Source organism: Alcaligenes aquatilis (assembly GCF_003076515.1).
Classification (GTDB): Bacteria; Pseudomonadota; Gammaproteobacteria; order Burkholderiales; family Burkholderiaceae_B; genus Alcaligenes; species Alcaligenes aquatilis.
The window spans coordinates 2,370,581-2,382,569 of the sequence record NZ_CP022390.1 but is presented as its reverse complement, the minus strand read 5'-3'; the positions used below and the strand labels follow the sequence as shown (position 1 = coordinate 2,382,569).

General features: G+C 57.1%; 11 protein-coding genes. 2 read left to right on the top strand and 9 right to left on the bottom strand.

The genetic code is table 11. From position 1 onward, the window contains the following. Positions 1-7: 7 nt before the first annotated feature. The 5 genes from CA948_RS10915 to CA948_RS10895 form a co-directional block, all read right to left on the bottom strand. The gene (locus CA948_RS10915; RefSeq protein ID WP_094195797.1) at positions 8-487 is read right to left on the bottom strand and encodes a DUF2271 domain-containing protein; all 480 of its coding nucleotides are present in this window, start codon (positions 485-487) and stop codon (positions 8-10) included. A gap of 75 nt (positions 488-562) precedes the next feature. After that, positions 563-883 carry a PepSY domain-containing protein gene (locus tag CA948_RS10910; RefSeq protein ID WP_094195798.1) on the bottom strand — a complete coding sequence of 107 codons (321 nt, stop codon included), beginning with the start codon at positions 881-883 and terminating at the stop codon, positions 563-565. A gap of 439 nt (positions 884-1,322) precedes the next feature. After that, positions 1,323-2,693, bottom strand: a complete 1,371-nt coding sequence (locus CA948_RS10905) for an N-acetylmuramoyl-L-alanine amidase (protein WP_094195799.1) — start codon at positions 2,691-2,693, stop codon at positions 1,323-1,325. Next, the gene (tsaE, locus tag CA948_RS10900) at positions 2,657-3,157 is read right to left on the bottom strand and encodes a tRNA (adenosine(37)-N6)-threonylcarbamoyltransferase complex ATPase subunit type 1 TsaE (protein ID WP_094195800.1); all 501 of its coding nucleotides are present in this window, start codon (positions 3,155-3,157) and stop codon (positions 2,657-2,659) included. The genes CA948_RS10905 and tsaE overlap by 37 nt, the downstream gene beginning before the upstream one ends. 9 nt (positions 3,158-3,166) lie before the next feature. Next, entirely contained in the window at positions 3,167-4,063 is an 897-nt protein-coding gene (locus CA948_RS10895; RefSeq protein WP_094195801.1) for an AEC family transporter, read from the bottom strand. Positions 4,064-4,271: 208 nt separating this feature from the next. Here CA948_RS10895 and CA948_RS10890 point away from each other — a divergent pair, with 208 nt between their 5' ends. Next, a complete protein-coding gene (locus CA948_RS10890) occupies positions 4,272-5,210 on the top strand; it encodes a tripartite tricarboxylate transporter substrate binding protein BugE (protein ID WP_234354421.1) in 939 nt (312 codons plus the stop codon). Between the two features lie 69 nt (positions 5,211-5,279). On the opposite strand, the gene CA948_RS10885 is transcribed toward CA948_RS10890, so the two are convergent. Continuing rightward, positions 5,280-7,568 carry an NADP-dependent malic enzyme gene (locus CA948_RS10885; RefSeq protein ID WP_094195803.1) on the bottom strand — a complete coding sequence of 763 codons (2,289 nt, stop codon included), beginning with the start codon at positions 7,566-7,568 and terminating at the stop codon, positions 5,280-5,282. Positions 7,569-7,719: 151 nt separating this feature from the next. Here CA948_RS10885 and CA948_RS10880 point away from each other — a divergent pair, with 151 nt between their 5' ends. After that, entirely contained in the window at positions 7,720-8,715 is a 996-nt protein-coding gene (locus CA948_RS10880) for a LysR substrate-binding domain-containing protein (protein WP_094195804.1), read from the top strand. Positions 8,716-8,929: 214 nt separating this feature from the next. Here the strand turns inward: CA948_RS10880 and CA948_RS10875 are convergent, their stop codons facing one another. Genes CA948_RS10875 through CA948_RS10865 form a run of 3 tightly spaced genes read right to left on the bottom strand, consistent with a single transcriptional unit; the run spans position 8,930 to position 11,988 of the window. Next, on the bottom strand, positions 8,930-10,414 hold the full coding sequence (locus CA948_RS10875) for an aldehyde dehydrogenase (protein WP_108728012.1): 1,485 nt from the start codon (positions 10,412-10,414) through the stop codon (positions 8,930-8,932). Continuing rightward, complete coding sequence (gene dapA / locus CA948_RS10870) at positions 10,415-11,302, bottom strand: 4-hydroxy-tetrahydrodipicolinate synthase (RefSeq protein WP_108728011.1); 888 nt, start codon at positions 11,300-11,302, stop codon at positions 10,415-10,417. 35 nt (positions 11,303-11,337) lie between these two features. Further along, the gene (locus CA948_RS10865) at positions 11,338-11,988 is read right to left on the bottom strand and encodes a GntR family transcriptional regulator (protein ID WP_108728010.1); all 651 of its coding nucleotides are present in this window, start codon (positions 11,986-11,988) and stop codon (positions 11,338-11,340) included. Between the last annotated feature and the right edge of the window lies 1 nt (position 11,989).

The window sequence follows — 11,989 nt, the reverse complement described above, 5'->3', positions numbered from 1 at the left end:
AGGTTCCTTACTGCAACTGATAGGTCAGGGATTGAATATATTGTTTGCCTGTCTGTGGCGAGCCCGCGTTGGCGGCAGTCAGGGGAACACGGATTTCCGATGGGCTATCCCGCATGTCTTCGGCGGCGGCATCGACACGGAGCTCGTAGCCGGCGTCAATCAGGGCATCCTCCAGTTCTGCTGTCACCTCCAGAGTGCGCCCGGCACCGACGCTGGCGCCGGTTACTCCTTGCAGGCGTTGGCCATCGCTGGCGGACAAGCGATTCCAGTCTGCCAGATGCTTGTAGTATTTGGCTTTGCCGCCGGCGACCCACAGTGTGCGTACATACGCGCCCTGGGCATCGGTCAGGTAGACGGCCAAATAGGCCCCGTCACCGCCGTAGTCTTTGAGGGTAGTGGAAAGTGCCACGGTACGGCCCTGCGCTAAAGAGGGCAGGGCCACGGTACAGGCTGCAGCCAGGGTGGTGAGAAGAAAACGCTTGGACATGATGGTTCTCCGGTGTGATCAAAGGGAAACAACTTCAGGGTTGAGGGCAGGAAGGACGGCGGCCAAGTGCAGGCTTCAGTGATTCCTTTCGCGCTCACGTTCGCGCTCCGGCTTGTCGTGACCCTCGCGCACTTTCATTTTCACGATGCGTAGCGTTTGCGGGTCAAGCTTGGCTTTGAACGAACGGCCTTGAGCATCCCGGCCGCGAATTTCATAGCAGCCGTCGTCAATTTTCAGGCGTTGCACCTGCCAGCCCAGACGAGCGGCATGCTCCAGGGCCGCATCCCGGCTTTGCCATTGCTGTACTGGGACATCGCAGTCGTCATCAGCACGGGCTGGCCCGGCTATCAGGGACAGGCATAGGTACACAATAAGCAGGCAGGGGGGGGATTTCATGATTTTTTCCTTGTCGTTTGAAGCCAATGCAAGAACGCTCGGAGGACATGGCAGGGTGTGTGTGTGCCTGGTCGTTGAGCCGACCAGCACATGGCTGCAGGGTGAGCCGATCAGGGAGGTGATTCGCGACAGGCGCGCGGACTACCCTGGCCTGGGATGAAGGGCAGGGGAGACGGGTAAGGAGCCGGACTGTACAGGCACAATGAGGCTTTGTTGGAACGGCGAAAGAAAGTGGATAGAGCCCTTGTTTGTCTCATCGACTATCTCTTGGAAATGAGTACTGGTTAACCTGTTTTCACGTAACGGCGCCGTAAAAAGAAATACGGCTAGTGTAGCGACTACGGGGCCTGATGAAATGAGTTTACGCTGGTGGGCATTGCCAAAGATCAAAAAAAGCGCAGCAGAAATCTGGTGCGCTTTTTGTGTGGGGCTTTACGGTTCAACTGCGGCTGGCCAATGCCGGGAATTCGGCAAAATAGCCTCGAATGCCCGTCAAAATAGCCTGGGCGATCTTGTCCTGATGCGAGGAACTACGCAGCAGACGTTCTTCTTCCGGATTACTGATAAATGCCGTTTCAATCAGAATTGAAGGAATATCGGGGGCTTTCAACACAGCAAAACCGGCGCGCTCGACACGACGTTTATGCAGGCGGTTGATCTTGCCGATCTCGCCCAGTAGACGCGAGCCCACTTTTACCGAATCGTTGATCTGGGCAGCCGTAGACAGGTCCAGCAAAATTTGCGCGACCTGCCGGTTATGGGAACCCAGGTTCAGACCGCCGATCAAGTCGGCATCATTCTCTTTTTTTGCCAGCCAACGGGCCGCCGAGCTGGTTGCCCCGTTTTGAGACAAAGCGTACACGGACGAGCCACGCGCGCTAGGTTTGATCCAGGCATCTGCGTGAATACTGATAAACAGATCCGCCTTTACCCGTCGAGCTTTTTGCACACGTACTTGCAGCGGGACGAAAAAGTCTGAATCCCGCGTCAAATACGTACGCATATTGGGCTGCGCATCAATCAGGCGCTTCAAACGTCGAGCGATGTTTAGCACCACATCTTTCTCGCGCGTACCACCCGGACCAATGGCACCGGGATCCTCTCCGCCATGACCGGGGTCCAGTGCAATCAACAAAGGACGATTGGGTGTGCCAGGTGTTGCCGCCGGCGAAGGAGCGCGGGGCGGGGTGCTGACGGGTGGGGGAGTCCGTGCCACAGCGGGTGGCAGGGATTGCCCTCGGACAGTCGGCACTGGAGCGTCAGGCGAATTTTGAGCCAGGCTTTCCAGCACGGAAGCCAAGGGGTCATCGTCGTCCTGAATTTGCAGGGCCAGTAGCGGGTCCTGGGCCACGCGCGGGTACAAGTCCAGAACCAGACGGTACTTGTATTCACCAACAGGCTTGAGTGTAAAGATCTGGGGGGCGATGGGCTGTTTCAGATCCAGCACCAGACGCACGACGTCGGGCCGGTTCTGGCCCACACGCACCGAGCGAATATAGGGATCGTTAGGACGGACTTTGGAAACCAGCTCCTCGATAGTGCGATTCATGGTCAGTCCCTGGATGTCCACCACCATGCGATGGGGATTTTCCAGCGTGAAGTGCTCGGCCTTGAGCTCGCTATCCATTTCCAGGGTGACGCGGGTGTATTCGTCAGCCGGCCAGGTACGGACGGCCACGATGGTGCTGGCGTTCGCCAGTCGCGGGATGACAGGAAGCAGGAACAGGGTAGTGGCCGTGGCGACGAATCGGCGACGGGCCTTGCCGGCGGGGGCTACTTCTGCAGGCTGGGGGCGAGTGTCGTAATCCATAGCGTTCCTTTGGCGCTGTGTGCATCCAGAGTGGCCAAACGACCGTCACCGCAATAATCCAGGTGTAAATCCAGATCGGGCTCGGGCAATAAATCCCCTGCTTTTTCGGGCCATTCGATCAGCACAACGGCATTGTCTTGCAAAATATCGCGAAAACCTGCATCGACCCATTCTCGTGGATCGCTAAATCTATAGAAATCAAGATGATAGAAGTATAAGCTAGAAACTTTATAACTTTCAAGTAAAGCGTAGCTGGGGCTTTTGATACGACCGGTAACACCGCAGGCTCGTAACAGGGCGCGAACGAAGTGGGTTTTACCGGCGCCCAGATCACCATGAAGGTGAATTCGGCCCCCCAGGGGTACGCCAGGCACCTGACCGCTAAGCAAGGGAGCAAGTCGTTCGGCCAAGGCGGTGGTGGCGTCCTCGTCAGGCAAGGACAGGGTCAACGCATGCGGATTCATAGGCGAGGATCAGGTAGCAAGGGATAACCACAGCGGAATGGTCAAGCCCGCTAGTATAGTGCCGATCGACATGGTTAGCGCGACCATGCGGCTATCGGCCCCCATACGGGCAGCCAGGACGTGGGCAGAAGAGGCCGTAGGCAGAGCGGCAAACACCAGTAACATCTGGCGCTCCAGTGGGCTCATATCCAACACCCAGGCAGTTGCCAAGGCAGCCAGGGGCAAAGCCAGCAGTTTGATGGCCGTGATCCAGCTGATCAGTGCGCCCGCCCGGCGCGAGCCTTGCAGCGATAGGGCGGCACCGACACACAGTAAACCAATCCCCAAGGCGCAGGCCCCCAAGCGGCTAAAGGCCAATTGAACCGGGCCTGGTACGGACAAACCAGCCAGATTCCAGGCCAATGCCGCTACGGTAGACAGGATCAGGGGATTTTTAAGCAGCTCGATTGCGATGCGGCCTTGTTGCCCACGCGCCAGCACGGTGACGGCCACCATATTGGCCATGGGAACCGAAAAACCCACCAGCAAGGCCATGACCGCCACTCCCGGTGGGCCAGCAATCGCGCTGGCCAGGGACATCCCTAAATAGGTATTGAAGCGAAATGCACATTGGGTCAGGGCCGCATGCTGCAAAAGTTCGGGTTTCAGAATAGGCAGGGCCAGCCAGGCCAGTAAGGTGCCGACAGAAATTAAAACAGCGGCAGCCACTAATAGAGGCCACGTGTCAGCCAAATTGAGGGGGATACGGGTAATGGAATCAAACAGCAGTGCAGGAAACAGCACGTAATAGACTAGTTTTTCAGCACCCTGGAAAAAATCCCGACTGAAATGGAAGCGGTGCAGCAACAAAGCCCCCAGTGCAATCAACAGAAAATCGGGCAGGATCAGCGGAAAAATGGTGGTCATAATGACGGTCGTTAAAGGCAGATATAGGTATATCCCCTGTAAGTATCTGCTTTCACAATTAACAATGGTTGGGGATTAGCTGCGCTATTATTGTTTGGTTCCCCTTACCCAGGGGATGGATCTACAAAAAGACGAAAGAGGAGATGTTCCCATGATAGAGAAGTTTCCCAAGAAATTTGCACTGCTATCCCTTTGTGCAAGTTTGTCCATGATCGGCACGGCCAATGTCGCGCACGCTCAAGCGGATTACCCTAATCAGGCGATTCGCGTCATTGTTCCGTTTGCGCCCGGTGGCTCCACCGATATTGTGGCGCGTATTGTGACCAAGGGCATGAGCGAAGTGTTGGGTCAGTCCATGGTGATAGAAAACAAGGGTGGTGCCGGTGGCGCTATTGGAGCGGCAGAGGCGGCTCGCGCTAAACCTGACGGCTACACCTTGTCGATCGCGACTGTCTCGACCTTGGCCGTGAACCCCGCCTGCCGTCCCAATGATCTGCCCTATGATCCCTTGAAAGACTTTTTGCCGGTCAGCAACTTTGCCAACCTGCCCAACGTGATCGAGGTCAATCCCAAATTTCCGGCACAAAACTTCAAAGAGTTCGTGCAGCAGTTGAAAGCGAATCCCGGTAAATATTCTTATGGCAGCTCCGGGACATGCTCGGTGTTGCACTTGTTTGGTGAAGCCTTCAAGCTGGCAACCGGCACAGACATCGTCCATGTGCCTTACCGGGGCTCCGGTCCTGCTGTGACCGATGCCGTTGGTGGCCAGATCAACGCCATGTTTGATAACTTGCCTTCCTCCATGGCTCAGATTCAGGCTGGTAATTTACGCGCCCTGGCGATTGCCTGGCCCGAACGTCTGCCTGCGCTCAAAGATGTGCCGACCCTGGCTGAGGAAGGTTACCCGCAGCTAAATAGTCCAGCCTGGTATGGTCTGCTGGCCCCTAAGGGTACGCCTCCTGAAATTGTTGCCAAGTTGCATGCAGCCGCTGTTGAGGCCTTGAAAAAGCCTGAAATTATTGCTGCCCTGGAAAAGCAGGGAGCAACACCTTCGGGTAATTCGCCTGAAGAGTTCGCCAAGGAAATCAAAGAGCAGTACGACTGGGCCCATGACGTGGTCAAGAAAGGCAATATCAAGCTGGAATAAGGTTTGAATCAGAGGTAGTAATAAAAAAACCGGCCTTTGCAGGCCGGTTTTTTATGTCAGCCCTAAGGCTTAGCCACGATTGGCTTGCAGTACGGTCAGGGCTGTCATGTTGATGATGCGGCGTACGGTCGAGCTGTAAGTCAGAATATGCACAGGAGCATTGGCACCCATTAGGAAGGGGCCAATGGCGACGTTGCTGCCGGCGGCGGTTTTGAGCAGGTTGTAGCTGATATTGCCGGCATCCACGTTCGGGCAGACCAGCAGGTTGGCAGAGCCTGTCAGCGAAGAGTTAGGCAAGGTGCGGCTACGCAGGGCCTCGTCCAGCGCGCAGTCGGCGTGCATTTCGCCTTCTACTTGCAGGTCCGGTGCCTGTTCGTGAATCAGCTTGAGCGCTTCGCGCATCTTGGGGCCGGAGGCGGCTGAATCCGAACCGAAGTTAGAGCGCGACAGCAGGGCTACCTTGGGTTCCAGACTCAGCGTGCTCAACATGCGGGCCGCTTCAATCGTGTATTCCGCAATTTCCTGCGCATTCGGGTCGTCGTTGACGTGTGTATCGGTCAGGGCAAGTGTGCGCTCGCCCAGGAGCAGGATGTTCATGGCGGCGTACACGCTGGAGTCGGGCTTGCGACCGATCATCTCGTCGATGTAGCGCAGGTGGTTGTGGTAGGAGCCGATTGTGCCGCAAATCATGCCATCGGCATCGCCCAGGTGCACCATGGTGGCGCCAATCAGCGTCAGGCGGCGACGCATTTCCACGCGAGCCATTTCCTTGCTGATCCCGCGACGGCACATTTTTTCCCAATAGGTGGTCCAGTACTGGTGGAAGCGGTCGTCCGATTCCGGATTGGTCACTTCCACATCCACGCCCAAACGTAGGCGCAGACCGAATTTCTTGATGCGGGACAGCAGTACGGCAGGGCGGCCCACCAGAATCGGGTGAGCCAATTTCTCATCCACAATCACTTGTACGGCACGCAGCACACGCTCCTCTTCGCCCTCGGTAAAGACGATGCGAGCCTTGCCGCCTTCGCGCACCAGTTGCTTGGCGATGGCAAAAACGGGCTTCATGAATGCGCCGGAGTGGTAGACAAACTGTTGCAACTTGGCAATGTAGCCTTCCAGATCGGCGATAGGGCGGGTTGCCACGCCTTCTTCCATGGCCGCCTGGGCCACGGCGGGGGCGATACGCACGATCAGACGGGGATCAAAGGGTTTGGGAATCAGGTACTCGGGGCCAAAACTCAGTCCATAACCACCGTAGGCTGCGGCTACTGCTTCGTCTTGCTCTTCTTCGGCCAGAGCAGCAATGGCGCGGGCAGCCGCTTTTTCCATGCCACGGGTAATCGTGGTGGCGCCCACATCCAGCGCACCGCGAAAGATGTAGGGGAAGCACAGCACGTTGTTGACCTGGTTCGGGAAGTCCGAACGGCCAGTTGCCATGATCACGTCGTCGCGGGCGGCTTTGGCCACTTCAGGCAGGATTTCGGGGGTGGGGTTAGCCAGCGCCATCACAAAAGGACGGTCTGCCATCTTTTGCAGCATTTCAGCTTTCAGCACACCGCCGGCGGACAGGCCCAGGAACACATCGGCGTTTTCGATGACGTCCGCCAGCTTGCGGGCCTCGGTTTCTTTGGCGAAACGAGCCAGCTCGGGCACTTGGTGGCCAGGGCGGCCTTTGTAGACCACACCATCAATGTCCGTTACCCAGACGTTTTCTTCAGGCAGACCCATGTCCACCATCAGATCCAGGCACGCCAAAGCGGCCGCACCGGCACCGGAGGTCACGACTTTGATCTTCTTGATGTCTTTGCCGACAACTTTCAGGCCGTTCAGAAACGCTGCCGACACGCAGATGGCGGTACCGTGCTGGTCGTCGTGAAAGACAGGGATGTTCATGCGCTCGCGCAGCTTGCGCTCAACCTCAAAACACTCGGGTGCCTTGATATCTTCCAGGTTGATACCCCCGAAGGTAGGCTCCAGGCCGGCGATGATGTCCACCAGTTTGTCGGGATCGGTTTCGTTGATTTCGATATCAAAGACATCCAGGCCAGCAAACTTCTTGAATAAAACGGCCTTGCCTTCCATCACGGGCTTGGAGGCCAAGGCACCGATATTGCCCAGGCCCAGCACGGCAGTACCGTTGGAGATCACGCCCACCAGGTTGCCACGGCCGGTGTAGCGGAAGGCATTTTGTGGGTCAACCACGATTTCTTCGCAGGCGGCAGCAACACCTGGGGAATAGGCCAGGCCCAGGTCACGCTGGCTGACCAAAGGTTTGGTCGCGGCAATAGTGACTTTGCCGGGAATGGGGAACTCGTGGTAATCCAGGGCGGCTTGTCGATCTACAGGTGAACTCATTGCGTGTCCTTTTGCTCAGGCGCCAAATAGGGGTTTGGTGAAATCCAGGGAAGGCGTGGCGAATAGTGCGTCACTGCCGGTTTTCAACAAGTGTAGATAATTAAACAGGCCCGGGTATTAGGGCTTATTATTACCCTATTAGTAAATGCTTATGGATAGAGGTAAGGGCTTGGAATCAAACGAAATCGCGCATCGCTTGGTGCAACGACTCAAGCTGCGCCACTTGGCCTTGCTGATCGAGATCGAACGCTTGGGTTCGCTGACCAAAGTGGCGGATTTAATGGCGATGAGCCAGCCTGCGGTGACCCAGGCCCTGGCCGAGGTGGAACAAGTTTTTGGCACGCCGCTGTTTTTGCGCTCCTCCCGTGGCATGGAGGCAACACCCCAAGGTCAGATCGTGATTTCACGCGCTCGGGCGATGGTCCAGGACATGGAATTGTTGAGTCTGGATTTGCAGGCGCACAGCATGGGGCGGCAAGCGCATTTGCGTCTGGGTGTGATTCCTTTTGTGTCCGGCAAACTGGTTTCTACGGCCTTGCGGGCGACCCGCCCTCAGGGACAGGTGGTTTCTGTCAGCATTACCGAAGGTTTGACGGAAACCCTGCTGGAACAATTGCGTGATCATGCCCTGGATGCCGTGGTGGCGCGCAGCTCTGCGGATCTGAATATGAAAGGGCTGCGCCATGAGGCCTTGTACGCGCAGCAACCGCGTCTGATTGCCAGTCGGGAACTGGCAGGCCGACTGGGACGGCGCAAGCTGGACTGGTCGCAGTTGCAGGATCTGGACTGGATTCTGGGGCCGCGCAGTACGCCCATGCGACGGCAGGTGGCCAACCTGTTTTTACGCGCGGGCTTGCCCGAGCCTGTGCCCAGCGTGGAAACGTCTTCACCCAAGCTGATCGGTGAGTTGATCGTGAATCACTCCCGGGCCGTCTCCGTGGTTCCCACTGAAATTGCCGAGGAACTGGTACGGGTATCCGGGGTGGCCATCGTGCCGTATTCCTTTGAATGGGGGCTGTCACCGATCGCGCTTTTTACACGGGTGGCCGGTCAGCAGCGTCCGGTGGACAAGTTGTTCGCGCAGGAGCTGAAACGGGTGTGTACCGACAAGACTGTGCCCTTGGAGCGGGGGGCTTTTTTCTACTAGTGTTGTTTTGCCCGCTGAGGGCTGATGACCAGTGTCACATCGTGAACACCCTATGCCGAGTGGGCCGGACGAGACCTGGAAGCAGGATGTTATACCGGCTCAAGAATCCGGATCCGCTCACGGACAAGAACCGCCCCCCGCTTTCATGTCCAGAAGTTTGGGGGGCGGTGTACAGCGGCCTGCTTATTACTGCCTGAGCCGCGCAAGGAGCGGATTACTGATTCACATACCAGATCGCCTTGGTTTGCTGGTACTGATCCAGGGCTTCCATTCCCTTGTCCTTGCCGCCAAAACCGGACAGTTTGAAGCCACCAAAAGGCGCGGTGATATCCCCTTCGGAAAAACCATTGACCGACACGGTGCCTGCTTTGATCTTGCGTGAGACACGTTGTGCGCGCCGTACATCCAGTGTGTAGATGGAGGCGGCCAGGCCGTATTGGGTGTCATTCGCCAAGGCGATGGCTTGTTCCTCTGTCTCGAAGGTCGTGACGGCCAGGATGGGGCCGAACACTTCCTCCTGGAACAGGCGGTCTTGCGGGGTGATGTGATCGAAGATGGTGGGTTCGATATACCAGCCACTGCCCAAGTCACTGTGGACACGCCCACCATGGACCAGTTGGGCGTTTTTACCGGGGTTCTGCAGAAAGCTGACCACTTTTTCAAAGTGCGCTTTTTCGACCATCGGTCCGATAGACACATCCGGGTCGGTAGGCAAGCCCACTTTCCAGGAGTCCAAGCCCTGCTTGAGCTTGTGTAGCAGTGTGTCTTTCAGGCTGCTGTGTACGATCAGGCGGGAGCCGCAACTGCAGTTCTCGCTCATGTTCCAGAAGGCGGCGGCCAAGATGGAGGGAACCGCTTCGTCCAGCAGGGCGTCCTCAAAAACGACCTGAGGGCTTTTACCGCCGCATTCCAGCACGACTTCTTTCAGATTGCTTTCCGCAGAGTATTTCAGGAACAGGCGTCCCACTTCGGTGGAGCCGGTAAACGACACGATGTCCACGTCCTCGTGTCGTCCCAACGGTTCTCCTACTTCTTCTCCTGTGCCTGTGATCAGAATGAGCGCCCCCTCCGGGATGCCTGCCTGATGCGCCAGTTGTGTCATGCGATAGGCACTGAGGCTGGTCAGCTCGGATGGTTTCACAATCACCGAGTTGCCGCATACCAGGGCTGGGGCCACTTTCCAGGCGTACATCTGGGCCGGGAAGTTCCAGGGCAATACGGCGGCCACCACACCAATGGGTTCTTTGGTGATCAAACCCAGTGCTTCTGTGCCAGTGGGGGAGATTCGGCCAAAGCATTTATCAGCCGCTTCCGCATACCAACTGAAGGTGTCGATGGTGGCTGGCATATCGGTGTTCAGGCATTCGGTAATGGGTTTGCCTGCATCCACACAATCGAGCGCAGCCAGTTCCTCGGCGTGTTGCTCCAACAAGGCCACCCACTTGAGCATGATCTTCTTACGGTCAGCCGGAGACAGCTCGGACCATTGCCCGGATTCAAAACTTGCGCGTGCGGCAGTGACCGCCGCTTCTACATCCGAGGCTTGGCCAGCGGCGATTTTGCCAATCACGGTCAGGTCAATAGGGCTGATGTTATCGAGCAAGCCCGCAGCCGTGGTTGGGTGGCCAGGAATCAAATGGGAAGCGTGCAGCTTGCCGGCGCGGGCCAACTCAAAGACCGTCTCTTTCTGTGTAGACATTCAAGCCTCCTGTTCGACTTGGTAAGCGTTGATTTGTGCCAGGAAGTCATCCCGTTCCTGCGCGTCGACGGGTAGCAGGGGCAGGCGTACCGAACCGACATCAATGCCGTGACGCACGCAACCCAGTTTGGCTTTTTGGTTGTAGTTACCCGATTCCATGGCGGCAATGGCGGGCAGCATGGCGGCCATCATGCGGCGCACGCTGTCCCAGTCTCCTTGTTCTGCCGCTTTGAGCATTTGAACCTGCTCGGCCGGAAACACATTGGCCCCGCCACTGATCCAGCTACGGACGCCCCAGAACAGGAAGTCTGCGGCTTGGTCATCACAACCACACACCACCTGAAAATCGGGCAGATTGGCATTGACCATGGCCACTACCCGGCTGAAGTTACCGCTGCTCTCCTTGATACCCACAATGTTCTTGACCTTGGCCAGTTCGTAAACGGACTCAAGCTCGATCTGGATGCCGATGCGTGCTGGGAAGTTGTACATGACGATAGGCAGTTCGGTGGCGGCGGCGACTTCTTTGAAATACGCCACCACTTCATTTTGGCCCGGCAGGCTGTAAGGAGTGGGGGATAGCATCAGCGCTTCGTAACCCAACTCCTCGGCTTCGCGGATTCGGCTGATGGCTTCGGCAGGTGACATGGAGTTCACGCCGGCAATCAGTGTTGTACGGCCACGGCCGGTGTTGGCAACAATCTCCAGCACGCGGCGGCGCTCTTGTACGCTCAGTGCGTAGTATTCGCCCGTGGTGCCACAAGCCACGATACCACCCACGCCGGCTTCAATAAAGCACTCGACCAGGCGCTCCAGAGCAGCTTCATTTAGTTGGTTGTTGGCGTCAAACGGGGTAACGATGGGAACGAGAATTCCGTTCAGATTCATGATGTCTCCAGATTATTAGTCGTTGGTCTATCGGTTTACTCAATGACCTTGCGGGTGAAGGCGCTAAGGTAGGCCATTAGCGTTTCAGAGCCTTGCAAGGCCAAGTCGGGGTTTCCAGCCTGGATGCCTTCAGCCAGTGTGAAATGAGCTTGGGCGCCGGCTTCCAGGTCGCCTTCGTATTGATAGGCGTACCAGAATCGTCTGCACTGAACGATCATGGGCGTGACCGCTTGCACAGCAAAGGTGTTGCGGCAGGCCTGGTGGATGACTTCGTCCAAATGCTGATCGGCCAGCATATAGGCGTCGATATCCTTGGCGTTGGCGGCATCGACCATGGCCTGGGCGTGGCCGAGCAAGGCGCTGCGCTGCGCCGGGCTTGCCCAGCGGGCAGCGCCCTGCACAATCAGGCGCTCCAGAACCCGGCGCGTTTCAATCAGGGTCAAGTGTTCAGCCACACGGATTTCACTGACACGCAGACCACGGCGGGGCTGCTGCTCGATCAATCCCAGGGCTACCATGCGCATCAGGGCTTCACGCAAGGGGGTGCGCCCCAAACCTGTCATTTCCACCAGATCACTTTCCACAATGGCCTGACCAGGCTCCAGTTTGAGTGTGGCAATTAACTGCTCAATCGCTTGGTAAGCGGTTTCAGCGGCACGAGAAGAAGGGGCAGGGGCGCTACTCACA

Bases quoted from the DNA above. Each gene is read 5' to 3' on its own strand.
- CA948_RS10905 (WP_094195799.1), bottom strand. From the start codon at position 2,693: ATGGATTACGACACTCGCCCCCAGCCTGCAGAAGTAGCCCCCGCCGGC.
- dapA (WP_108728011.1), bottom strand. From the start codon at position 11,302: ATGAATCTGAACGGAATTCTCGTTCCCATCGTTACCCCGTTTGACGCC.
- CA948_RS10915 (WP_094195797.1), bottom strand. From the start codon at position 487: ATGTCCAAGCGTTTTCTTCTCACCACCCTGGCTGCAGCCTGTACCGTG.
- CA948_RS10910 (WP_094195798.1), bottom strand. From the start codon at position 883: ATGAAATCCCCCCCCTGCCTGCTTATTGTGTACCTATGCCTGTCCCTG.
- CA948_RS10890 (WP_234354421.1), top strand. From the start codon at position 4,272: ATGATCGGCACGGCCAATGTCGCGCACGCTCAAGCGGATTACCCTAAT.
- CA948_RS10895 (WP_094195801.1), bottom strand. From the start codon at position 4,063: ATGACCACCATTTTTCCGCTGATCCTGCCCGATTTTCTGTTGATTGCA.
- CA948_RS10880 (WP_094195804.1), top strand. From the start codon at position 7,720: ATGGATAGAGGTAAGGGCTTGGAATCAAACGAAATCGCGCATCGCTTG.
- CA948_RS10875 (WP_108728012.1), bottom strand. From the start codon at position 10,414: ATGTCTACACAGAAAGAGACGGTCTTTGAGTTGGCCCGCGCCGGCAAG.
- tsaE (WP_094195800.1), bottom strand. From the start codon at position 3,157: ATGAATCCGCATGCGTTGACCCTGTCCTTGCCTGACGAGGACGCCACC.
- CA948_RS10885 (WP_094195803.1), bottom strand. From the start codon at position 7,568: ATGAGTTCACCTGTAGATCGACAAGCCGCCCTGGATTACCACGAGTTC.